At 66.5% G+C, this 21,714-nt stretch carries 22 protein-coding genes; 15 read left to right on the top strand and 7 right to left on the bottom strand.

Annotated features, from left to right (window positions below; all coding sequences use genetic code 11):
* From ACNQPB_RS07890 to ACNQPB_RS07840, 11 genes are read left to right on the top strand one after another with little or no spacing between them, the layout of a single operon-like run.
* On the top strand, positions 1–1,323 hold the full coding sequence (locus tag ACNQPB_RS07890) for an ABC transporter substrate-binding protein (protein ID WP_498750572.1): 1,323 nt from the start codon (positions 1–3) through the stop codon (positions 1,321–1,323).
* A gap of 13 nt (positions 1,324–1,336) precedes the next feature.
* Positions 1,337–2,299 (top strand): carbohydrate ABC transporter permease, encoded by a 963-nt coding sequence (locus tag ACNQPB_RS07885; RefSeq protein ID WP_498750571.1) that lies wholly within the window; start codon positions 1,337–1,339, stop codon positions 2,297–2,299.
* Complete coding sequence (locus tag ACNQPB_RS07880; RefSeq protein ID WP_498750569.1) at positions 2,299–3,192, top strand: carbohydrate ABC transporter permease; 894 nt, start codon at positions 2,299–2,301, stop codon at positions 3,190–3,192. The genes ACNQPB_RS07885 and ACNQPB_RS07880 overlap by 1 nt, the downstream gene beginning before the upstream one ends.
* Positions 3,193–3,241: 49 nt before the next feature.
* On the top strand, positions 3,242–4,006 hold the full coding sequence (locus ACNQPB_RS07875) for a sugar phosphate isomerase/epimerase family protein (protein ID WP_498750568.1): 765 nt from the start codon (positions 3,242–3,244) through the stop codon (positions 4,004–4,006).
* Positions 4,003–5,124 carry a Gfo/Idh/MocA family protein gene (locus ACNQPB_RS07870; protein WP_498750566.1) on the top strand — a complete coding sequence of 374 codons (1,122 nt, stop codon included), beginning with the start codon at positions 4,003–4,005 and terminating at the stop codon, positions 5,122–5,124. The genes ACNQPB_RS07875 and ACNQPB_RS07870 overlap by 4 nt, the downstream gene beginning before the upstream one ends.
* Positions 5,125–5,155: 31 nt before the next feature.
* The gene (locus ACNQPB_RS07865) at positions 5,156–6,346 is read left to right on the top strand and encodes a Gfo/Idh/MocA family protein (RefSeq protein WP_498750564.1); all 1,191 of its coding nucleotides are present in this window, start codon (positions 5,156–5,158) and stop codon (positions 6,344–6,346) included.
* A 1-nt stretch (position 6,347) separates the two neighbouring features.
* Positions 6,348–7,349 (top strand): sugar phosphate isomerase/epimerase family protein, encoded by a 1,002-nt coding sequence (locus ACNQPB_RS07860; RefSeq protein WP_498750563.1) that lies wholly within the window; start codon positions 6,348–6,350, stop codon positions 7,347–7,349.
* 3 nt (positions 7,350–7,352) lie between these two features.
* Entirely contained in the window at positions 7,353–8,231 is an 879-nt protein-coding gene (locus ACNQPB_RS07855) for a 3-keto-disaccharide hydrolase (protein ID WP_498750561.1), read from the top strand.
* On the top strand, positions 8,228–9,112 hold the full coding sequence (locus tag ACNQPB_RS07850; protein ID WP_498750559.1) for a TolB family protein: 885 nt from the start codon (positions 8,228–8,230) through the stop codon (positions 9,110–9,112). The genes ACNQPB_RS07855 and ACNQPB_RS07850 overlap by 4 nt, the downstream gene beginning before the upstream one ends.
* A 4-nt stretch (positions 9,113–9,116) precedes the next feature.
* A complete protein-coding gene (locus tag ACNQPB_RS07845) occupies positions 9,117–10,127 on the top strand; it encodes a Gfo/Idh/MocA family protein (RefSeq protein ID WP_498750557.1) in 1,011 nt (336 codons plus the stop codon).
* Positions 10,124–10,594, top strand: a complete 471-nt coding sequence (locus tag ACNQPB_RS07840; RefSeq protein ID WP_498750555.1) for a heme-degrading domain-containing protein — start codon at positions 10,124–10,126, stop codon at positions 10,592–10,594. The genes ACNQPB_RS07845 and ACNQPB_RS07840 overlap by 4 nt, the downstream gene beginning before the upstream one ends.
* Here the strand turns inward: ACNQPB_RS07840 and ACNQPB_RS07835 are convergent.
* Positions 10,591–11,607, bottom strand: a complete 1,017-nt coding sequence (locus ACNQPB_RS07835; protein ID WP_498750553.1) for a magnesium and cobalt transport protein CorA — start codon at positions 11,605–11,607, stop codon at positions 10,591–10,593. The two genes, ACNQPB_RS07840 and ACNQPB_RS07835, sit on opposite strands and share 4 nt — an antisense overlap.
* Positions 11,608–11,781: 174 nt before the next feature.
* Between ACNQPB_RS07835 and ACNQPB_RS07830 the strand changes: the two genes are divergently transcribed.
* Both ACNQPB_RS07830 and ACNQPB_RS07825 read left to right on the top strand, forming a co-directional pair.
* The gene (locus ACNQPB_RS07830; protein ID WP_498750551.1) at positions 11,782–12,480 is read left to right on the top strand and encodes a DsbA family oxidoreductase; all 699 of its coding nucleotides are present in this window, start codon (positions 11,782–11,784) and stop codon (positions 12,478–12,480) included.
* Between the two features lie 130 nt (positions 12,481–12,610).
* Positions 12,611–13,261, top strand: coding sequence for a TetR/AcrR family transcriptional regulator (locus tag ACNQPB_RS07825; protein ID WP_498750549.1), 651 nt, complete (start codon positions 12,611–12,613; stop codon positions 13,259–13,261).
* 20 nt (positions 13,262–13,281) lie between these two features.
* Here the strand turns inward: ACNQPB_RS07825 and ACNQPB_RS07820 are convergent, their stop codons facing one another.
* Both ACNQPB_RS07820 and ACNQPB_RS07815 read right to left on the bottom strand, forming a co-directional pair.
* Complete coding sequence (locus tag ACNQPB_RS07820) at positions 13,282–13,950, bottom strand: LytR C-terminal domain-containing protein (protein WP_498750547.1); 669 nt, start codon at positions 13,948–13,950, stop codon at positions 13,282–13,284.
* The gene (locus ACNQPB_RS07815) at positions 13,943–14,242 is read right to left on the bottom strand and encodes a type II toxin-antitoxin system VapB family antitoxin (RefSeq protein ID WP_498750546.1); all 300 of its coding nucleotides are present in this window, start codon (positions 14,240–14,242) and stop codon (positions 13,943–13,945) included. The genes ACNQPB_RS07820 and ACNQPB_RS07815 overlap by 8 nt, the downstream gene beginning before the upstream one ends.
* A 140-nt stretch (positions 14,243–14,382) precedes the next feature.
* On the opposite strand from ACNQPB_RS07815, the gene ACNQPB_RS07810 reads away from it, so the two are divergent.
* Both ACNQPB_RS07810 and ACNQPB_RS07805 read left to right on the top strand, forming a co-directional pair.
* Complete coding sequence (locus ACNQPB_RS07810) at positions 14,383–15,312, top strand: Cof-type HAD-IIB family hydrolase (RefSeq protein ID WP_498750544.1); 930 nt, start codon at positions 14,383–14,385, stop codon at positions 15,310–15,312.
* Between the two features lie 83 nt (positions 15,313–15,395).
* Complete coding sequence (locus tag ACNQPB_RS07805) at positions 15,396–16,925, top strand: stealth conserved region 3 domain-containing protein (protein WP_498750542.1); 1,530 nt, start codon at positions 15,396–15,398, stop codon at positions 16,923–16,925.
* Positions 16,926–16,975: 50 nt separating this feature from the next.
* Here ACNQPB_RS07805 and ACNQPB_RS07800 read toward each other — a convergent pair whose 3' ends face one another.
* From ACNQPB_RS07800 to ACNQPB_RS07785, 4 genes are all read right to left on the bottom strand, one after another.
* On the bottom strand, positions 16,976–17,911 hold the full coding sequence (locus ACNQPB_RS07800) for a phosphodiesterase (protein ID WP_498750540.1): 936 nt from the start codon (positions 17,909–17,911) through the stop codon (positions 16,976–16,978).
* 129 nt (positions 17,912–18,040) lie between these two features.
* The gene (locus ACNQPB_RS07795; RefSeq protein WP_498750538.1) at positions 18,041–19,078 is read right to left on the bottom strand and encodes a PDR/VanB family oxidoreductase; all 1,038 of its coding nucleotides are present in this window, start codon (positions 19,076–19,078) and stop codon (positions 18,041–18,043) included.
* The gene (locus ACNQPB_RS07790) at positions 19,075–20,763 is read right to left on the bottom strand and encodes an HAL/PAL/TAL family ammonia-lyase (protein ID WP_498750536.1); all 1,689 of its coding nucleotides are present in this window, start codon (positions 20,761–20,763) and stop codon (positions 19,075–19,077) included. The genes ACNQPB_RS07795 and ACNQPB_RS07790 overlap by 4 nt, the downstream gene beginning before the upstream one ends.
* Entirely contained in the window at positions 20,741–21,547 is an 807-nt protein-coding gene (locus tag ACNQPB_RS07785; protein ID WP_498750534.1) for an IclR family transcriptional regulator, read from the bottom strand. Before ACNQPB_RS07785 ends, ACNQPB_RS07790 begins: the two co-directional genes overlap by 23 nt.
* Positions 21,548–21,714: the final 167 nt, after the last annotated feature.

Genomic DNA, 21,714 nt, shown 5'->3' with positions numbered 1-21,714 from the left:
ATGAATGTTCAGCCCGCAGCCAACAAGGCATTTTCCCGCCGCGGCTTCCTCGGACTGACCGCCGCTGCCGCCTCAGTTCCGCTCCTCGCCGCGTGCGGTGGCGGCTCGGCGTCGCAGGGCGGAGGTGGCGCGGGCGGCACCATCAAGTTCTGGGACATGCCGTGGGGTACTCCGGCCTACAACGATGCCGCAAAGAAGATCACCGAGGGTTTCTCCGGGTCCAGCAGCAAGGCCAGCTACCAGATCATCCAGTGGAACAACTTCTACCAGACCTTCTCCTCAGCCATCGCGTCCAAGACCGGTCCTGCCGTATCCACCGGTGGCGGCTTCCAGGCATTCCAGTTTGAGCAGCAGGGCCAAATCGCCTACGCGGACAAGGTCATCGACGCGTTGAAGAAGAACGGCCAATTCGACGACTTCCTTCCGGGCGTCCTTGACCCGTTCAAGTCGGACAAGGGCTATGTGGCCGTTCCGTGGCAGCTGGACATGCGCCCCCTCTGGTACCGCAAGTCCCTCTTCGACAAGGCTGGCGCCGAGGTTCCCACCGACTGGCCGTCCCTGCTCGAGGCCGGCAAAAAGCTCAAGAGCATCGGCGCGGTCGGCTTCGCAACGGGTTCCGGTGCGGGCAACTTCATCGGCAACCACTTGATGATCATGATGATGATCAACAACGGCGGCGGTGTGTGGACCAAGGACGGCCAACTGGACGTCATGAACGACCGCAACGTCGAGGCCACCGAATTCATGCTTGAGCTCGTCTCCAACGGGGTCGTCGACCCCGCCGCTGTCAGCTACACCACGGACAACCTCGATGCGCAGTGGAAGAAGGGCGGCAAGGCAGGTTTCGGCATGTACGTCACCGGTCTTCCGCAGCGCGTCGGCGACACCTCCGGCGACCTCCTCGTGGCAAGCCCGCTGGCGGGGCCGCACGGCGACAAGGCGGCACTGGCGTTCCCGAACAACATCATGATGTACAAGAACACCCCCTCCCAGGAAGCGTCCGAAGCGTTCCTGGTCTACTACATGGGCCAGCTGAAGTCCCTGTGGCAGCAGAAGCTCATGAACGCGCTGCCGGTGTTCAAGTCCATCACTGAACTCCCCGAGTTCACCAGCGATCCCAACAACGTCAAGATCGTCAAGGAATACCAGCCGATCGCCAAGACCTTCGCAGCCCAAGGGGCAGCCTTGAACGCGAACATGGCAGTGCTCGACGGCGGCCAGGCCCTGAACCAGTTCACCCAGACGATCCTCACCGGCAAGACCGACGCCAAGTCGGCTCTCACGGCCTTCCAGACCGGCCTCCAGTCCGTCATCAAGAAGTAAAGCGGTTCCTCCCATGTCATCAACCACCGCACAATCGGGCCTGGCCCGGGCCCGCCGGGGACTTGCTCCCGGCGGGTCCGGGGGCGGGACCCTGAACCGAAAGAGCAAACTGTCGGGGCAGACCCGGCGGACGTTCTTCTGGCTCCTGCTGCCCTCGATCGTCCTGCTGATCCTGATCAACGGTTACCCGCTGATCTACGCCGGCGTCCAGGCAACCCACGACGGCTCCCTGATCGATACCGGCAACTTTGTCGGCTTCGACAACTTCGCTACCGTCCTGACCGCCCCGGCCTTCTGGAAAGCAGCCCAGTTCACCCTCTGGTTCACCATCGTCGGTGTCTTCGGCTCCTGGCTCGTCGGCCTCGGCCTGGCCTTGCTGCTGCGCACCAAAATCCCCGCCGGCGGAACCTTCAAGGTCCTGCTCCTGCTGCCCTGGGTCGTCCCGATCGTGGTGTCCTCCACCGCGTGGAACTGGCTCGTCGCCACCCCGGACAGCCTCATCCCCTCGATCTTCCGCAACCTGGGCCTGGGCACCCCGTTGTTCCTGGCCGACCCGCACCTTGCCGCGGTCATGGTCATGATCTTCAAAGTCTGGGTGTCCTTCCCCTTCATGATGATGATGATCTCCGCCGCCCTGGCCTCCGTGGACACCACCGTCTACGAAGCCGCCAGCATGGACGGGGCCAGCAAATGGCAGCAATTCACCCAGATCACCCTGCCGATGATCGCCCGCTCCACCTACATCAGCTGGATCCTGATGACGATCTTCTGCGTCAACGACTTCCCCACCATCTACCTGCTCACCGGCGGCGGACCTGTTGACGCCACCACCTCCCTGGTGGTCCTGGCATACCGCAGCGTCTTCCAGGACTTCCAGACCGGAACCGGCGTCGCGATCGCCTTCCTCATGACCCTCACCCTCGTCATCGTGTCGGTCTTCCTGTACCGCCAGATCCGAAAGTCGAGCGTCGAATAATGAGCGCAGTCCTTCACGCCCACCCCGAAACCGGCCCGTCCCTGGGCGTCGCCGGCCCGCAAAAGGCCCGCCGTGTCCTCTCCGAGGCCGGCATGCGCGGACGCTGGTGGCGCTTCACGCTGATTCTGGCCATCACCGCCATCGTCCTCGTCCCGATCATGGTGGTCGTGGTCTTGTCCCTGACCCCCGGCCCGGGCAGCACGGCCACCGGCCTGACCTTCGAAAACATCACCGGTGTCTTCTCCAAGACCCTCGCCGGGACCTGGCTGACCAACAGCCTCATCACCACCCTCTCCACCGTGGTGGTTTCGGTCGCCGTCGCCGCCCCCGCCGGGTACGTCCTCTCCCGCGGCCGCTCCAAAGCCGTCTCGGGCTATTCGCTGCTGCTGTTCGTCATGCAGTCCCTGCCCATCATCACCTCCGTGGTGCCGCTGTTCATCCTGTTCGCCGGGATGGGACTCGTGGACAACCTCCTGGGCTTGACCATCATCTACGTCGGCTCCACCATGACCGTGGCCACCTGGATGATGGCCGCCTACTTCGACTCCATCCCGATCAGCCTCGAGGAAGCCTCTTGGATCGACGGCTGCTCCGTCTTCGGTTCCTTCATGAAGGTCGTGCTGCGCAACTCCCTGCCGGGCGTGCTCTCCACCGCGATCTTCGCCTTCCTCCTGGCCTGGAACGACTACCTCGTCGCGATCGTGTTCCTGCGCTCCAACGAGATCTTCACCCTCCCCGTCGGCGTGCAGTCCTTCTTCCAGCAGAACCTCACCGACTGGTCCGGCGTGATGGCCCTCGCGGTCGTCATGATGCTCCCGCCGATCATCGTCTTCGCCACCCTGAACAAGTACTTCAGCGTCGGCGGCATTGGCGGATCCCTCGCCGGCCGCTAGCCTGACCCGACCTTCCAACTCAACAAAAACACTCCCGCAAAGGAATCCAATGTCGTACTCACTCCAGCTGTATACCCTCCGCAACGCCATCCAGGAAGACCTGCCTGGAACCATCAAGAAGGTTGCAGAGATCGGCTTTACGCAGGTTGAGCCGTACAACTTCGTGGCCACCGCCGCCGAGTTGGGCGCCGCCCTGAAGGAGAACGGCCTCACGGCACCGTCCGGCCACGCACCCCTGCTCTCGGCTGACCAGGATGAGATCTTCGCCGCGGCCAAGGAACTGGGCATCAGCACGGTGATCGACCCCTACCTTCCCGCCGAGCACTGGCAGTCCGCCGAGGACATCCAAAGCACCGCAGCCAAGCTCAACGCGGCAGCGAAGAAGGGCGCCGAATACGGCATCCGCGTCGGCTACCATAACCACGCTTGGGAACTGGAATCCACCATCGAGGGGCAGACCGCCCTGGAATACTTCGAATCCCTCCTGGACCCGGAGCTGGTCCTCGAGGTGGACACGTACTGGGCAGCCGTGGGCGGCCAGGACCCCGTTGAACTGCTGGCCCGCCTGGGTGACCGCGTGAAGCTCATCCACATCAAGGACGGCCCCGCCACCACCGACACCAAGGCCCAGCAGCCGGCCGGCCAGGGCACCATCCCGGTGCTGGACGTCATAGGCGCAGCCAAGTCCCTCGAAGTTGGCGTGGTCGAGTTCGACGACTACTCCGGCGATATCTTCGAAGGCATCACCGAAAGCCTGAACTACCTGAACGCCGCCGGCGCAGGCGCAGCTGCACCCGAAGGAGCACAGGCATGAGCTTCGCACCTTCCACCAAAAAGGGCCCGGTTGGCGTTGCAGTCATCGGCGCGGGCAACATCAGCAAGCAGTACCTGGACAACCTCACCACGTTCCCGGACCTGAAAGTCCACGTGATCGCGGACCTGTTCGTCGAGGCCGCCGAGGCGCGGGCCAAGGAATACGGCATCGCCGAGTTCGGTGCGCCGGAGCTGGCACTGAACCATCCCGACGTCGAAATCATCGTGAACCTCACCATTCCGGCCGCGCACGTCGAGGTCGCCACGGCCGCGGTCAACGCGGGCAAGCACGTGTGGACGGAGAAGCCGTTCTCCCTGGACCGCGAATCCGGGCTTGGCCTGCTCAAGGCAGCCGACGCCGCGGGCATCCGCCTCGGCACGGCGCCGGACACGTTCCTCGGTGCGGGCCTGCAGACCGCCCGGCGGATCATCGAACGTGGGGACATCGGCACGCCTTTGACGGGCATGACCACGTTCCAGACCCCCGGCCCGGAGGCCTGGCACCCGAACCCGGCCTTCCTGTTCCAGCACGGTGCGGGCCCCCTGTTCGACATGGGCCCGTACTACCTCACGGCTCTGGTCCAGACTTTCGGCTCGGTCCGCAAGGTGGCCGCCGTCGGCTCCGCCGCCAAAGCCACCCGCGTCATCGGTTCCGGCCCCAAGGCCGGGGAGGAATTCGCCGTCGAGGTCCCCACGCACGTGTCCGCGATGGCGCAGTTCGAAGGCGGGCAGTCTTCGCACAGCGTGTTCTCCTTCGAGTCCCCGCGCTTGCGCATGGGCTTCGTGGAGATCACCGGCACCGAGGCCACGCTGTCGCTGCCGGATCCGAACTACTTCGACGGCGACCTCAAGCTCTGGCGCCCCGGCGCGGAAGAACCGGAGATCATCCCCGCCACCGGTCCGGCCCACGGCCGCGGCATGGGCGTGCTGGACATGGCCCGTGCACTGCGCGCCGGCACCGCCCACCGCGCCACCGGCGATCTTGCCTACCACGTGCTGGACACCATGGTCTCGATCTCCGAGTCCGTGGAGTCGGGCTCGTTCGTGGACGTCACCAGCAACGCACCCGTTTCGGCCGCCGTCCCCGAGGACTGGGCGCCCGAAACCGCAACCCTCTAGCAGCCTCCAGGCGAGAGAAAGAGAACAACACATGACCACGCCCGCCCACACTGACCAGAGCCCGGGTACCCGGCAACGCCCCCTGGGCGTAGCCGCCATCGGATACGCCTTCATGGGTAAGGCCCACTCGAATGCGTGGCGGAATGTGGCCAGTTTCTTCGACGTCCCGGCCTTCGAGCAGAAAGTGCTCGTGGGCCGGGACGCCACCCAGGTTGCCGAGGCCGCCGCCAAGTACGGCTGGGCCGAATCAGCCACCGACTGGCGTTCCGTCATTGACCGGGACGACATCGACATCATCGACATCTGCGCCCCGGGCTGGATGCACGCCGAAATCGCCATCGCGGCGCTGGCGGCCGGCAAGCACGTCCTGGTGGAAAAGCCGCTCGCGAACACGCTCGCCGAAGCCGAACTCATGACCGCCGCAGCAGCCAAGGCCCGTGCCCGGGGCGTGCAGTCCATGATCGGCTTCAACTACCGCCGCGTCCCCGCCCTCGCCCTCGCCCGGGAACTGATCGCCGAAGGCCGCCTCGGCACCGTCCGCCACATCCGGGCGGCCTACCTGCAGGACTGGCTCAGTGACGCCGAATCCCCCATGACCTGGCGCCTGCGCAAGGAAACTGCAGGCTCCGGGGCCCTCGGCGACATCGCCTCCCACGCGATCGACCAGATCGTCTTCCTCCTGGGCGATTCCGTCACCGAAGTCACCGGGCGGCTGCACACCTTCGTGGACAGCCGCCCCGGCCCTGACGGTCCGGAAGACGTCACGGTCGACGACGCCGCCTGGGCCACGCTGACGCTCGCCTCCGGAGCAATCGCCTCGGTGGAGGTCTCCCGCGTGGCCACCGGGCGGAAGAACTCCCTCAAACTCGAAATCTACGGGGACAAGGGCACCTTGTTGTTCGACCTGGAAGCCCTGAACGAGCTCGGATTCCTCGACGCCACCGCGCCGGTCCGGGAACAGGGTTTCCGGCGGATCCTGGTCAACGAGCCCGAACACCCCTACCTCGAAGCCTGGTGGCCGCAGGGCCACATCATCGGCTGGGAACACACCTTCACCCACCAGATCCGCGACTTCCTCGCCGCCATCGCTTCAGGGGAGGCGCCCTCGCCCTCGTTCGACGACGGCCTGCAGATCCAGCGCGTCCTCGCCGCCGTGGAAGAGTCCGCGGCCGCAAAAAGCTCCCTGATCCAACTTTCCGCAAACGCTACCGAAGGAGTCTGACATGCCCCGCCCGTACACCCTGTTCACCGGCCAGTGGGCCGACCTCCCCCTCGAGGAAGTCGCCAAGCTCGCCTCGGGCTGGGGTTACGACGGCCTGGAAATCGCCGTCTCCGGAGACCACCTGGACGCCTGGCGCTGGGACGAACCCGGCTACGTCGAGTCCAAGCTGGAGCTGCTGGACAAGTACAACCTCAAGGTCTGGGCCATCTCCAACCACCTCAAGGGCCAAGCCGTCTGCGATGACCCCATCGACTTCCGCCACCAGGCGATCGTCGGGTCCAAGGTCTGGGGCGACGGCGACCCTGAGGGCGTGCGCCAGCGCGCCGCCGAGGAACTCAAGCACACCGCCCGCCTCGCCAAGGCACTCGGCGTGGACACCGTCGTCGGCTTCACCGGCTCCTCGATCTGGCAGTACGTGGCCATGTTCCCGCCCGTCCCCGAAAAGGTGATCGACGCGGGCTACCAGGACTTCGCCGACCGCTGGAACCCCATACTCGACGTCTTCGACGAGAACGGGATCCGCTTCGCCCACGAAGTCCACCCTTCCGAGATCGCCTACGACTACTGGACCACCGTGCGCACCCTGGAAGCGATCGGCCACCGCGAGGCGTTCGGCCTGAACTGGGACCCCTCCCACATGATGTGGCAGGGCATCGATCCCGTGTCCTTCATCTGGGACTTCAAGGACCGCATCTACCACGTGGACTGCAAGGACACCAAGCTGCGCCCCACCGGCCGCAACACCGTGATGGGCTCGCACCTGGCCTGGGGCGACCCGCGCCGCGGCTGGGACTTCGTCTCCGCAGGACGCGGCGACGTGCCCTGGGAAGCATCCTTCCGCGCACTCACCGCGATCGGCTACGACGGGCCGATCTCGATCGAATGGGAGGACGCCGGCATGGACCGACTGCACGGCGCCCCCGAAGCCCTCGCCGCGCTGAAGAGGTTCGACTTCCCCGCCTCACAAACGTCCTTCGACGCCGCGTTCAGCAGCAAGGACTAGCGTGTGGCTGAGGCAGAAACGCCCGACGGCGGCGACGGTTTCGTCCCGCTGTTCGACGGCACCACCTTGGCCGGCTGGTACTCCGTGCCCCGTGTTTATGGCACGGAGTACCCCGGCGGCCCGGCACTCCTGGAGCGCTTCGAAGCCCTGGGCCTGACTCCTCCGGTCGAACCTGAAAAGCACCCTGCCCGCTGGTTCGTGGAGGACGGCGTCCTCATCGGCGAACAGGATGCTCCCGGCAGCGGCTACGGCGGCTACCTCGTGAGCGAGCAGGCCTTCGGCGACTTCGAACTCGTGTTGGAGATGCGCCCGGACTGGCCGGCGGACACCGGCGTGATGTTGCGTCGGCGGCCGGACAGTTGGGAGGGTTTCCAGGTCCTGGTGGACCACCGTCCTTCCGGCGGCATCGGCGGCTTCTTCGGCAACGGCCTGGCCAGTTTCTCCGCGGTACCTTTCGCCGTTGACGTCGAGCTCGACGCCGACAGCCGGCCGGTCGGGCTGGTCGCCGACAACCCGGCCACCTCCGTGGAACCCGTCACGGAAGAGAAGCGTTCCCGTCTGCGCTACGCGGCCGACGTCGACGATTTCCTCAAGGTGTGGCGCTGGGACGAATGGAACGAGCTGTGGATCCGTTGCGTGGGCGCCCTGCCGGTCATCACCACGTGGGTCAACGGCCTGAAGATCGGGGAACTGGACACCGCCACCCTGGATTCGCCGAATTATGATCCCGCAGCAGTCCTGGGCGTGCTCGGCGAGCGCGGACACATCGCGCTCGAAGTGCACGACAACGACTCGATGTTCGGCGAGGCCCGTTGGGGCAAGGGTGCGCAATGCCGGTGGCGGAACATCCGCATCAGGAACATCGAGAAGGACACGGAATGAACCGAACCCTGCAGTCCGGACAGCACAGCGAGGTGTGGATCGCGCGGGTCGACGGTGAAGCCGAGCTGCTCTACAGCACCGGCGACATCCTGCTTGAGGCACCTAACTGGACCCTGGACGGTTCGGCGCTGGTGCTCAACGGGGACGGGAAGCTGTGGTGGCTGGACGTTTCCACGCGGGAGCTCACTGAAATCCCGCTCACCGGCATCCCGGACCTGAACAACGACCACGTCCTGGCACCCGACGGCCAGAACATCTTCCTCTCCGCGAACGACGGCCATATCTACCGTGCCCCGCTCGCAGGCGGCAGCGCGCAGCGCATCACCGCGGACGACGGCTCCTTCCACTTCCTCCACGGCGTCAGCCCGGACGGCAAGGAACTCGCGTACGTGGGGATCGAGGGCGGGGACTTCACGCAGCCCGGCCGGCTGATGACCCTGGCGTCCGACGGCGGAGCTGCCGCCCGCGTTGATGTCGGAGCCGGCCATTGCGACGGGCCGGAGTATTCCCCCGACGGGAAATGGTTGTACCTGAACACGGAATCCTTCAGCACGGCCAAAGGACATGCCCAACTGGCCCGGATCCGCGTTGACGGGACGGGCTTCGAGCAGCTGCTGGAGTCAGAGACCGTGGACTGGTTCCCGCACCTTTCCCACGATGCCCGGTACGCCTCCTACATCCGGTTCCCGCGCGGAACCGAAGGCCACCCCGCGGACTTGCCGGTCGCCGTCGTACTCGTCGCTACGGGTGATTGGACCACTCCGTTGCACATCTGGCCGCTGTTCGGTGGCCAAGGTACCCTCAACGTCAACAGCTGGGCTCCGGATTCCATGCGGATTGCCTTCGTCGCGTACCCGCTCACTGACCCTTCAAAGGACTAAGAACGTGACCCTCAACAACGGCACCTCCGGCGGAACAATCCGCTGGGGCATCCTCGGCACCGGCTTCATCGCCGGGCTGCAGACACAGGACCTGAAAGACAACGGCTTCACCGTGCAGGCCGTGGGCTCCCGGTCCCTGGAATCCAGCAAGGGGTTCGCCGAACAGCACGGCATTCCCACCGCGCATGGCAGCTACGAGGAACTGGCCGCGGACCCGGATGTCGACGTCATCTACGTCGCCACGCCGCACCCGATGCACCACTCGAATGCCTTGCTGGCGGTGAATGCGGGCAAGCACGTGCTCGTGGAAAAGTCGTTCACGATGAACGCCCGTGAGGCCCAGGAGATCGTCGACCTGGCTGCGTCCAGGGGACTGGTGGCGCTCGAAGCCATGTGGACCCGCTTCCTGCCGCACATGGTCCGGCTGCGCGAAATCATCGCGGCCGGGACCATCGGCGAGGTCCGCAAGGTCGTGGCCAGCCACAACCAGAGCCTCCCCAAGGACCCTGCCCACCGGCTGAACGACCCCGCACTCGGTGGCGGCGCGCTGTTGGACCTGGGCATCTACCCCGTCTCCTTCGCGATCGACATCCTTGGCGCACCCTCGCGCGTCACCGCAACCGCCTCGATGACCGCCACCGGCGTGGACCGCCAGACCGCGGCGATTTTCGATTACGACGGCGGCGCGCAGGCGATTGTCGACTGCGAACTGGACGCTGCAAGCGCCAACCGGGCACTGGTGATCGGGACGGACGGCTGGATCGACATCGAGCACACCTGGTACAACCCCGTGCCGTTCACTGTCCATGCGGTGGACGGATCCGTGGTGGAGCGCTTCGAGCAGCCCGTGGCCAGCCGCGGCATGCAGTTCCAGGCAGCCGAGCTGGAACGCCTGGTTGCGGCCGGCGAAACGGCGGGCACCATCCTGCCGCCGGAGGAAACGGTCGCGATCATGGCCGCCATGGATGAGATCCGCCGCCAGATCGGGCTCTCTTACGAGGCTGACCGCGCGTGAGCGACTCGCCGCGCCTCGTTGAACTCCGGGCCGAGGAAGAGGAACTGGTCTTCGAAAGCTTCGACAACCACGACGCGTGGCGGCTCGGCTCACTCATCGCCGACCACGCGGTGTCTTCGGGGTTTGGGGTGGCGATCGACATCCGCCGGCCCAACCTCGTGCTTTTCCGCTGCGTTCTCCCTGGAGCCACGGCCGACCAGGAAAAGTGGATCAGCCGGAAGGCCGCCTCGGTGCTGCGCTTTGAACACAGCACCGCATTCCTGACGGAACAGTTCAGCGCCTACGACCCCACCCAGGGCGGCTGGCTCGCACCCGAGGACTACACCCTGGCCGGCGGTTCGTTCCCCCTCCGTGTCCGCGGTGCCGGCGTGATTGGCGCGATCACCGCGTCCGGGCTCGCTTCCGACGAGGACCACCAACTGGTGGTTGACGGCATCCGGCGCTACCTCGAGGCTGTGGGCCCCTAAATCCACTTGTTGTGTTTGAACGTCCAGTACAGGACAATCCCCATCCCCACCATGAGGCCCAAAGCCATGGGGTATCCGAAGAACCAGTCGAGTTCGGGCATGACGCGGAAATTCATGCCATAGATAGTGCCCACCAGGGTCGGCGCGAAGAGGATCGCCGCCCAGGAAGAGATGCGCTTGACCTGTTCGTTCTGGGCGAAGCTGGATTCGGTCAGGCGGCGCATCTCGTCGTTTTGCCTCTGTGCCACGACGGTGGCGCTGACCATCAGGGCATTCTGCAGCAGGGCCCGGAAGGAGTTGATCCGCTCGGCCAGGCGCAGGGCGTGGTCCAGGACGTCCCGGAGGGGATCCACGAGCTCCGGCGCGAGCGAGTGGTCCGGGGTGCCCGCGGCGAGGGTCTGCAGTATCCCGGTGAGCGGCCCCGTGGCGCGCTGGAACATGATCACCTGGCGGGACAGCTCGTAGATCCGCCGGGACACTTCGGGATCGCCGCCGAACAAGCCGTCCTCGATTTCATCGATGTCGTTTTCCAGCCCTGCCGCGACCGGTTCGTATTCATCGACCACCTGGTCCAGGATGGCGTAAAGCACCGCATCCGGCCCCAGCGCCAGGAACTCCGGCTGGGATTCCATCCGCTGGCGCACCTTGTGGAGGTCCGGCGATTCCGCGTGGCGCACCGTGATCAAGAAGTCCGGGCCAATGCAGATGTGGATTTCGCCGAAGTCCACCTTCTCTTCGGCGTCGAGGTATCGGGCGGGCCGCAGGACAACGAAAAGGATCTCGCCGTAGTAGTCCAGCTTCGCCCGCTGGTGGCCGGTGAGGGCGTCCTCGACGGCGAGCGCGCTGAGGCCGAATTCCCCGGCCACCGAACGGAGTTCCTCGGCATCCGGCCGGTACAGGCCGATCCATGCCATGCCTTCGCGCTGGCGCAGCAGGAAGTACGTCTCCTCGAGTCCTTCCGGATCCGCCGTCCGGCGGCCGTCCACGTAGACGGCGTTGTCGACAATCGTCATGGCCGGGCCTCCTTCATTGGGCGGGCGTCCCTTGGCTGAGACGCTATCCCCTCCCGGTCCCGCTGCCAACACACCGCGCTGGCCAACACACCGCGCTGTGTGAGCAAAGGGCGGTGTGAGCAAAGCAACTGGCCCGGACGGAATGCCGTGCCGGCCGGGGCGGTTGTCGCTTTCATGAAGATTGAGATCTGGTCCGATGTGGCGTGCCCGTGGTGCTACATCGGCAAGCGCCGCTTTGAGTCCGCCCTGGCCGGGTTCCCGCACCGGGATTCCGTGGAGGTGCAGTGGCGCAGCTACCAGCTGGACCCCGGCATTCCGGAGCACTACGACGGCACGGAACTGGACTACCTCAGCGAGCGCAAGGGCATGGCTCCGGAGCAGGTCAGCCGGATGTTCGAGCAGGTGGCGGAACAGGCCAAGGGCGAGGGCCTGAACTACCGTTTCGACGCCGTCGTGGTTGCCAACAGCTTCACCGCCCACCGCCTCATCCACCTCGCCGCCGCCCACGGCCTGCAGGACGCTGCCAAGGAACGCCTGCTCAGCGACCACTTCGAGCACGGCAAGGACATCGGCAACAAGGAGTACCTGAGCGGCCTCGGCCAGGAACTGGGCCTGCCTGCGGATGAAATCGCCGGGCTCTTCGACAGCGACAAGTACGCCGAGGACGTACGCCGCGACATCGCAGAAGCCCGGGCCATCGGTGTGACGGGCGTGCCGTTCTTCGTGATCGACCGGAAGTACGGCCTCTCCGGCGCCCAGCCGGCCGAAGTCTTCAGCCAGGCCCTGAACCAGGCGTGGCAGGAAGCCAACCCGCTGGTCGCCGTCGGCAGCTCCGACGCCGAGGCGTGCGGCCCGGACGGCTGCGCGATCTAAGGCCCCTCGCAGCGCGAACGTACACTTAGCGCCCCGAATCCGCCGATTTCAGGGCCTCAACTGTACGTTCGCGCCTCACCGGGAGGGCAGATGCAGCTGGTTTGCTGACAGATCACTGTAAAGTGTCTGTATGCCCAGGATCACCGCCGCGAACAACGCGGCACAGCGCGCCGAGACCCAACGCCGGATCCTGACCGCCTTTGGAGAACTCCTCTTCACGCACGGCCTGCCCGGGCTGACCATGACCGATGTCGCCCGGCATGCCGGGGTGGGCCGCACCGCCGTCTACAACTATTACGCGGACATGGAGCAGCTCCTGATCGCGTACGCCCTGGACGAGACCGAGCGATTCCTCGGTGACCTGCGCTCCTCGCTCGCGGAACTGGACAATCCCGTGGACCGGCTCGCGCTTTACGTGCGCGCCCAGGTGGAGGACCTCAGCCGCCGGCACCTGCCGCCCGGCCCGGCCATGGCCGCCGTGCTTTCCCCGGCGTCGTTCGCCAAGCTCGCGGACCATGTCAGTGAGCTGAACCTGCTGCTCGAGGACATCCTGCGCGACGGCGTCGCGGCCGGCTACCTGCCCGAGACGGACGTTCCGCAGCTCGCCCGGCTCATCCATGGCACGCTCTCCTCCAGCGCGGCGCGGTCTTCCGGCACACGGGGCGCGGCGGGCGACGGTCAGCACGCATTTGAGGATCGGCTCGGGCAAACGGTCCGGTTCATCCAGCTCGGCGCCGGGGCCCGGTTCGGCGATGGCGGCACGCCGCTGCGCTTCAAATAGCACCTCGCCTGACGAGGCCGTCAGGGAGCGGCGGACGGCAGCACGGGCCACCTGGAATCGTCGGCGATCCGGCGGGTCTCCCGCGGGCAGCTGAGCTTGCCCGGCGTCTGGTCCACCAGGCCGGGCTTGACCAGTTCCTTGAACCCCGGGGCGAGCACCAGGTCCACGGACGCGTCCGAGCGGTCGTCCTGGTAGTAGTCGGTTCCCGCGACATTCCGCTGGATGTTGAAAGCAGCAGCCTGGCCGGCGGATCCCGAGATGACCTGCGCCGCGCCGCTGTAGCGGGTCTGTGCGTTGTCCACCTTGCCCACCTTGTACCCGCGGGCCTTCAGCTGATCGGCGATGCTCTTGGCCAGCCCGGTACGGCCGGTGGCGTTGTAGACGTGTACTGTCACCTTGCCGTTCGGAAGGTAGTGGAACGCCGTGGTGGGGCACGATTGTTCGGACGCCTTGCTGCTGGCCGCCGTGTCCGGGAACCTCACCACTCCGCTCATCACCGCCCACGCGCCCACTATGCCGGCGATGATCAGTCCAAGCAGCAAGGCCAGCACAACACCGTGGAACAGCCGCCGGCCGAAGCGCCCGGAATGTGCAGGGCCCTGCTCTTCGTCGAAGGTGGCGCGCAGTTCCGGACCAGTGACCACGCGGTGCCCGTGCAACCGGGTGAGGTCCTTCGCCTTCCTAGCCATCAATGACCAGGACCCGGGCGTGAATTGCGGTGCGCTGGTGCAGGGCAGTGCGGACTGCCCGGTGCAGGCCGTCCTCGAGGTACATGACCCCCTGGTACTGCACGACGTGCGGGAAGAGGTCGCCGAAGAACGTGGAATCCTCGGCCAGCAGGGCTTCGAGATCCAGGGTGCGCTTGGTGGTGACAAGTTCGTCGAGGCGCACCGGACGCGGGGGCAGCGTGGCCCATTCCTTGGGCGTGGAAAAACCATGGTCGGGGTACGGGCGTCCCTCGCCCACAGCTTTGAAGATCACGGTGCAAGCCTAAGTAACGACGGCAGCCAAGGAAACTTTCACGGCTCGCGGCCCGCCGCTTTGTGGCCAAACAGTGACCATCGCCGCCTCCGTCCGTCACACCTCCGTCACATGCCGGGCACCTGCGACAAAATGGTGTCATGACTGTTCCGCACTCCGGCACCGAACACCGCTCCGGCACCGAACACCGCTCAACCCCGGCCCTCGCGCTGCTTCTCGACGTCGATGGCCCGGTGGCCAGCCCCGTCACCCGTGAGGTGAAGCCGGACATCATCGCCGACCTCGTGGCGCTGGCCGCGGCCGGCATCCCGGTCATCTTCAACACCGGCCGTTCCGATGCCTTCATCCGCGAGCAGGTCATGGAGCCGATGATCGCCGCCGGGATGCCCTCCGGCACGGTGGTCCATGCGATCTGCGAAAAGGGCGCAGTGTGGTTCAGCTACACGGCAGAAGGCGCCGGCCCCGTGCACGTGGACCACGAGCTTGCAGTGCCGAAGGCCTACGGCGACGACATCCGCCGCATGGTGGCCGAGGACTATGCGGCCCACATGTTCTTCGACGAGACCAAGCGGGCCATGGTGTCCGTGGAACAGCACGTCGACGTCCCCAGCGAGGACTACCTGGCCGAGCAGAAACTGTTCGACGCGGACGCCCTGGAGCTCATGGGCCGGCACGGGCTGTCCGCGGCCATCCTGGACCACCACGCACCGCAGTCCGATGACACCGGGGACTACCGACTGGACCCCACGATCATCTCCACGGACATCGAATCCGTCCGCCTCGGCAAGGACCTCGGTGCCAGCCGCGCCGTGGAACTGCTGGCGGCCCAGGGCATCACCCCGCAGGCCTGGCGCACCGTAGGCGATTCCCGCACCGACTACGCCATGGCCGACTGGCTCCACCACAACGACCACGAGGTCCGCCACCTGGACGTCCGCCCCGCGGACGGCGTGCCGGTGAAGCCTTACCAGATCCTCACCGCGGCTGACCTTAGCCTTGGCGAGGACATCATCCACGACGACGCCGGCGGCGCCTTCCTGCGCAGCTGGCGTGAGGCCTTAGGCGTCTGAACCCGACAGACCGGAGTACGACCATCACCCAAAGCGCGCTTGACCCCATCTATCACGGCAGCCCTTCCACCAATGAGGACGAGGTGGCGGAGGCGGTCTCGCCTGCCGTCGTCGCCCGCCTCAAGCACCGGCCCGACGTCGTCCGCCGGCACGGGCGCTACGCCCTGATCAACAAGGAACGGACGCCTCAGCAGGCGATGGTCGAGGATCTGCTGGCGGTCCGCGCGGCCTTGGACGCCGCCGGTGTGGAGTTCATCCTGGTCCGTGGCAATGACGAGCGGCCCGTGATCGCCGTGGACTGGCAGGACCGCAAGAAGCTGCGGGACGCGCTGGTGGCGGCGTTCCGGAACGAGCCGTTCTACTCCATGACGGTGGACGCCCGCAAAAAGTCCTCCGTGCTGGTGGCGGACGGGCAGCTGTCCACGAACCGCAAGGCCCGCATTTTCCGGCTGTACCGCCCGCGGGTGGAACCCGTGGGCGGCTTGGAATACGGGCCCGGGATCGGTGTGCAGCTGGAGCTGTGGCGTTTCGAAGGTAACCGGCTGGTCCTGCCGGTGGAAAATTCACTGACGCGGCGGACGGTACTGCGCCAGGACGCGGTCCGTGGCACGGTGGAGCGGCACGGCTTGTCCTGGCCGACCATGGAGAACATGTTTGCGGACCATGCAAGCGACATCGGGTTCGACATCGACATCGTCTTTTCCTGGGTGGACGGCAGTTCCCCGGAATACATTGCTGCGCGGCGGGCCCGGATGGCCGGCGCACAACTGGGCGAAGGCGACGACCATGAGGCGCGGTTCCGGCAGATCGACGAGCTCAAGTACGCGCTGCGTTCGGTCCACATGTTTGCGCCGTGGATCCGCCGCATCTTCATCGCCACCGATTCGCAGGCGCCCTCATGGCTGGCCGAGCACCCCGCCGTGACCATTGTGCGCAGCGAGGAATTCTTCGCGGATCCCTCGGTGCTGCCCACCCACAATTCGCAGGCGGTGGAGTGCCAGCTTCACCACATCGAGGAATTGTCGGAGCACTTCCTCTATTCCAATGACGACATGTTCTTCGGCCGGCCGGTAGGCCCGGACACGTTCTTCACGCCCGGCGGCATCACCAAGTTCATCGAAGCCGAAACCAGGATCGGCCTCGGTGAGAACGACGCCGAACGCAGCGGCTTTGAAAACGCCGCCAGGGTGAACCGCAAGCTGCTGTGGGACCGCTTCGGCCGGATTACCACCCGCCACCTGGAGCACGCGGCCGCGCCGCTGCGGCGCAGTGTCATGGCCACCATGGAGCAGGAATTCCCCGGCGAATTCGCCCGCACGGCCGCCAGCACATTCCGCGCAGCAGACAACATCTCGGTGACGAATTCCTTCTATCACTACTACGCCCTGCTCACCGGCCGGGCCGTGACGCAGACAGCTGCCAAGGTCAAGTACGTGGATACTACGCTGTGGTCGGGACTGCACTACCTGCCCAAGCTCCTGGCCAAGCGCAACATGGACTTCTTCTGCCTCAATGACGGCAGTTTCCCCGAAGTTTCTGCAAAGGAACGCGCCCGCCTCGTGGTCGACTTCCTGGAGATGTATTTCCCGATCAAGGCACCCTGGGAAAAGTAGGCCCGCCGGCCCTTACCGCTGCTTCCTGACCGCTGCTTCTTGACCGCTGGTCAGCGGCCGGTCATCTGCGCGAGCCTCGCGCCTGCGGGCCTTTCGTGTGTGGGCCGCGTGGGTATGCGGATGCCCGCCTCGGCGAGCCTGCGCCGGGTGGCCTCAGGGCTGACATACTCCCCCACGGTGGCGGACCTGCCCAGCGGCACCACGGAATGCACGATCGTGTTCTCGTAGACATGGACCAGATTGAATGCCTGGGCGCCGTCCCGGCCCCGGGTGCCGCCCTGCGGGACGTTCAGGTCCTGCGTGTAGCAGCTCGCAGATGCCACCGAGACGGGGATGCCCGCGAACATGGCTGTGCTCGAATAGTGCAGATGACCGCCCAGGATGGCCCGCACATCGCTTCCGCGCACGACGTCGGCCAGGCTGGCCTGACCGCGCAGCTCCACCAGGATTGCCAGGTCCAGGACGCTGGGGACGGGCGGGTGGTGCAGGGCCAGGATTGTGCCGTCCGGGGCGGGGGTGGCAAGTTCGGCGGCGAGCCAGTCCAGCTGGGACTTGCTGAGCTCGCCGTGGTGCCGCCCGGGAACCGAGGTATCCACGGTGATGATCCGCAGCCCATTGACGAAGTAGCTGCGGTCCACCGGGGCATCATTGGCGTCCTGGTCAAAGAGAGCTGCCCGGAAATTTGCACGGTCATCGTGGTTCCCCATGGCCCAGATGATGCGCGCACCCATGTCACGGCAGGCAGGCTCCACTATCGCGCGGAGTTTTGCGTAGGCTTCCGGTTCGCCCTGGTCCGCAAGGTCCCCGGTGAAAATCACGGCTTCGGGCCGGAGCCTGGACGCGTGGACCTCCGAGAAAAGCTGCCTGAGACGGGCTTCGCTGTCTACGCCCCCGTAGAGGAGTTCATCGCCCCCCAACAGGTGGGGATCACTGAGGTGCATCAGGATGTGTCCTGGCCGGGGATGTTCGGCCTCGATGAGCTCCATTGCTGCCTTAGGGGTCAGTAGGAGACGGCGCCTCCAGTGTCAGTCCCAATAGGCACCATCAAATCAGACGGAAAACCAACATGGGGTAACTCCTGGCTGGAATGTCGGAAAATTCCAGGCAGCGGCCCGCTAAAGGTCCAGCACGAGCCGTTCGCCGCGGCAGCGCGAAACGCAGATCATCATGGTCTCGTTCGCCGCACGTTCTTCGTCGCTGAGGATTTCATCCCGGTGGTCCGGGGTTCCGCCAAGCACCGCGGTTTCGCAGGTGCCGCACGTGCCCTTCCGGCACGAATTCAATGCCGGGACGCCGGCCCGGTGCAGGGCATCGAGGATGCTTTCGGATGCCGCGACCTCAACCTCGGTGCCGTCCGCGGTTTCCACGATGAACGGGGCGTCGTCCGCTTCCCCGGTGCTCCCGCCGGCGGGAGCACCGGCGTCGGGCGCATCAGGAGAACCGGCCCCGAAATCCTCGAACGCCAGCCCCGCCAGCGCACCCGAGGAATGGGCCGCCCGCAGCTCGCCGAGGAGGCGTGCCGGGCCGCAGGCAAACACGGCGGCGCCGGGGGCGTCCGCGATGTGCGCCGCCAGGTCCAGCGGGCCGGCCTCGTCCTTGGCGTGGATCCGGATCCGGTTGCCGTCCGGGTCGAGCGCGGCAAGCTCGGCGAGGAAGGCCATGGAGCGCAGGCTCCGGCCCAGGTAGAGGAGCCGCCACGGCTCGCCGGCGGCCGCTGCGGCGCGGATCATCGGCAGCAGCGGGGTGATCCCGATCCCGCCGGCAATGAACAGCTTCTCCCCCGCGGCAGGCGAGCTGCCGCGGAAGTTGAGCCCCTTGAAGTTGTGCCGTGGCCCCCGGACCTCGACGGCGTCTCCCGGGCGGAGGGTCCCGTGGATGAAGTCCGAGCCGCCGCGGCCGGCGGGTTCGCGGAGCACGGCAACCCGCCACTGGCTGCTGTCCGCCGGATCGGAGCACAGCGAATACTGCCGGAGCAGCCCGTTCGGCAGCAGCACGTCGATGTGGGCGCCGGGCTCCCAGGCCGGCAGTGCACCGCCGTCGGGGTCCTCCAGCAGGACGGAGACGACGGCGTCCGCTTCCTCGCGGATGCCACGCACCGTCAGGCGGGTGAAGCCTTTCGTTGCCGCCAAGGCCTCGGCCGCCTGCAGCGTCACCGTCCCGCTCCGATCGCGGTGTTCACCGCGTTGACGACGGCGCCGCTGTGGACCAGCTCGGTGGCCTTGCGCAGCCGGGGGTAAAGGACCACGTCCCGGGTGATGTGGTCGATGGGGCGGCCGTCGTCCGAGGCCGTGGAACGCAGGAAGGCCAGGGCCGCGAGGCTTGCGGCGCCGGGCTGGGCGCCCGCCGTGGCCGGGAGGCCCATGCGCAGTTCCAGGGCCTGGGCCGCCATGAGCAGTTCAACCGCCACCACGGTTTCGATGTTCGTCACGATCTGCCGGGTGTGCCGGCCGGCGTTGTTGGCCATGGAAACGTGGTCCTCCTGGTTGGCGCAGGTGGGGATGGAGTCCACGCTGTCCGGGTGGGCCAGGGTCTTGCAGTCCGAGACGAGGGCCGCGGCCAGGTATTGGGGCAGCATGTAGCCGCAGTCCATGCCGATCTGCTCGCTGGCCACCAGCATGTCCGGCAGGCCGCGGTTCAGGGTGCCGTCGTCCAGCCGGAAGAGCCTGCGTTCGGTGATGTTGCCGATCTCGGTGACCACGATCGAGATGAAGTCGGCCGCGAAGGCCACGTATTCGGCGTGGAAGTTGCCGCCGGACACCGCCTTCAGGCTGCGGCTGGCCGGTAGGGACGGGAAGATCAGCGGGTTGTCCGTGGCGGCGTTGATTTCGTTGTCGATGATGCCTGCGGCGAACTCCAGGGTGTCCTTGACCGGGCCGAAAACTTGGGGAATGCAGCGCAGGGAGTAGGCGTCCTGCGGAGGCTGGCGCACGGGGTCGCGTCCGGCGTCGCCGTCCACCAGGCCGCTGCCGGCAAGCAGTTCGCGCAGGCGTGCCGCCACCTCGATCTGTCCGCGCTGGCCGCGGGCCTGGTGGAGTTCGTCGATGAAGGCATCGCCGAATCCCATGAGGGCTTCGATGCTCATGGCCGCCGTGATCTGCGCCGTTTCCAGGAGGTTCTGAGCGTCGTAGAGGGCGAGGGCCGCCTGGGCGCAGGAGAAGGAGGTGCCGTTGAGCAGGGCGAGGCCGTCCTTGGCGCCCAGCGGAAGCCGTTCCAGGCCGGCGTGCTCCATGGCGGCGAGGCCCGAAACCACGGCACCGTCCACGAAGGCCTCGCCCGAATCCAGCTCCAGGTCATCGCCCTGGTGGGAGCGGGACATCACGATGGCGATATGGGCCAGCGGGATCAGGTCACCGGAGGCGCCGAGCGATCCGAACTCCGGGATGGCCGGGTGGACGCCGCGGTTGAGCATGTCAGCCAGGGTCTTCACGATGTCGCCGCGCACCCCGGAGTAGCCCTGGGTAAGGCTGACGATCCGGATGAACATGGTTGCCCGGACCACTTCCTCGTCCACGTAGCGGCCCACGCCCGAGGCGTTGGAGATGACCAGGCGGCGGGACAGCTCGGCGGCGTCGGAGGGTTCGGCGAAGGCCTGGCGTCCGGCGAGGGAGCCGAAGCCGGTGTTGATGCTGTAGATCGGGGCGGTGTCTTCGCCGGCTTCCATGCGTTCCATCACGCCGCCAAGCCATTCCTCGCTGGGCTTCATCCGGGCGAGCGCGGCCTCGTCCACCACCACGGGCCGGCGGTGGCGGGCCACCTGTACCAGTTCCTCCAGGGTGGCGCGGGCGGCCCCCACGACCACCGGTCCGGTTTCCGTTTCAAGAAGAGTGTGCAGCGTCATCGCCTGCCTCCAGTGTTGTGTATCGGCGTGTTGTTCCTTGGCCCGCGAAGGTCCCCAGCGACGCCGCCAGGTTCTCCGCTGCCTCGTTCATGGTCTTCAGGGTGGTGTTCAGCCAGCTCCTCGTGCCGCAGCGGTTTTCCGGTCCGGCCACGTTGAGCGCGCAGACCGCCTCGCCGTCGAACATCACCGGCACCGCCACTGACACGGCGCCCGGATCGAGCTCGCCGCGGGAAACCACCCAGCCGGACGCACGGACCTGCGCGAGGCTGGACCGGAGCTGCTCGGCGGTGGGCGTGTTGTCCGTGAAGCGCGGCAGGCCGCCGTCGAGCACCTGGCGGACGACGTCGGCAGGCGCCCAGGCGAGCAGCGCGCGCGGGCCTGCTCCCGCACTGAGTGGCAGGAGTTCGTTGACGGCGAAGGTGTATTTGATGGCCTTGTCCGGTTCGACGCGGCGCAGGCACATGGCCCGGGTTCCCACCCGGATCACCATGACGGCGGTTTCGCCCACCGCGTCCACGATGTCCTTGAGCACGGCCGTGCCCACTTCTGCCAGGTGGCTTTGCGTCAGGTGCCTTCCGGAGAGCGCCAGCAGCGCCGAGCCCGGCCGGTACAGCCCGGCGTCCTCCTGGACGAAGCCGAGCTCGCGCAGTTGGCGGAAGTAGCGGTAGGTGCTGCTGACCGGGATGCCCAACTTGGCGGCCACTGCCTCGACGGTGGTGTCCCCGGCGTCGGCCACGGCGGACAGGATCCTGAGGCCCCGCTCGAATGATGCCTGTCCTGCCACTGCCCGTCCTTTCTGTTCAGCCGTGAGCTGCTCCGCAGTAGATCGTGCGGGGCATTCCGGCGCTTCGACAAACAGTATTCCCACAGGATGAGAATCCTGTTTACTCGCCGCTCTTTCCAAGCGATAGCTTGGGCCCCACCAATCCGCCGCCCCCGGAACCGACAACG

It is taken from the genome of Curtobacterium sp. LFS079 (assembly GCF_047977865.1).
GTDB lineage: Bacteria > Actinomycetota > Actinomycetes > Actinomycetales > Micrococcaceae > Arthrobacter.
The sequence above is the reverse complement of the archived record's forward strand: the minus strand, read 5'-3'. Positions and strand labels throughout refer to the sequence as shown.

Bases quoted from the DNA above. Each gene is read 5' to 3' on its own strand.
- ACNQPB_RS07790 (WP_498750536.1), bottom strand. From the start codon at position 20,763: ATGACGCTGCACACTCTTCTTGAAACGGAAACCGGACCGGTGGTCGTG.
- ACNQPB_RS07800 (WP_498750540.1), bottom strand. From the start codon at position 17,911: ATGGAGCTCATCGAGGCCGAACATCCCCGGCCAGGACACATCCTGATG.
- ACNQPB_RS07875 (WP_498750568.1), top strand. From the start codon at position 3,242: ATGTCGTACTCACTCCAGCTGTATACCCTCCGCAACGCCATCCAGGAA.
- ACNQPB_RS07810 (WP_498750544.1), top strand. From the start codon at position 14,383: ATGACTGTTCCGCACTCCGGCACCGAACACCGCTCCGGCACCGAACAC.
- ACNQPB_RS07880 (WP_498750569.1), top strand. From the start codon at position 2,299: ATGAGCGCAGTCCTTCACGCCCACCCCGAAACCGGCCCGTCCCTGGGC.
- ACNQPB_RS07825 (WP_498750549.1), top strand. From the start codon at position 12,611: ATGCCCAGGATCACCGCCGCGAACAACGCGGCACAGCGCGCCGAGACC.
- ACNQPB_RS07830 (WP_498750551.1), top strand. From the start codon at position 11,782: ATGAAGATTGAGATCTGGTCCGATGTGGCGTGCCCGTGGTGCTACATC.
- ACNQPB_RS07865 (WP_498750564.1), top strand. From the start codon at position 5,156: ATGACCACGCCCGCCCACACTGACCAGAGCCCGGGTACCCGGCAACGC.
- ACNQPB_RS07850 (WP_498750559.1), top strand. From the start codon at position 8,228: ATGAACCGAACCCTGCAGTCCGGACAGCACAGCGAGGTGTGGATCGCG.
- ACNQPB_RS07885 (WP_498750571.1), top strand. From the start codon at position 1,337: ATGTCATCAACCACCGCACAATCGGGCCTGGCCCGGGCCCGCCGGGGA.
- ACNQPB_RS07835 (WP_498750553.1), bottom strand. From the start codon at position 11,607: ATGACGATTGTCGACAACGCCGTCTACGTGGACGGCCGCCGGACGGCG.
- ACNQPB_RS07870 (WP_498750566.1), top strand. From the start codon at position 4,003: ATGAGCTTCGCACCTTCCACCAAAAAGGGCCCGGTTGGCGTTGCAGTC.
- ACNQPB_RS07890 (WP_498750572.1), top strand. From the start codon at position 1: ATGAATGTTCAGCCCGCAGCCAACAAGGCATTTTCCCGCCGCGGCTTC.
- ACNQPB_RS07860 (WP_498750563.1), top strand. From the start codon at position 6,348: ATGCCCCGCCCGTACACCCTGTTCACCGGCCAGTGGGCCGACCTCCCC.
- ACNQPB_RS07820 (WP_498750547.1), bottom strand. From the start codon at position 13,950: ATGGCTAGGAAGGCGAAGGACCTCACCCGGTTGCACGGGCACCGCGTG.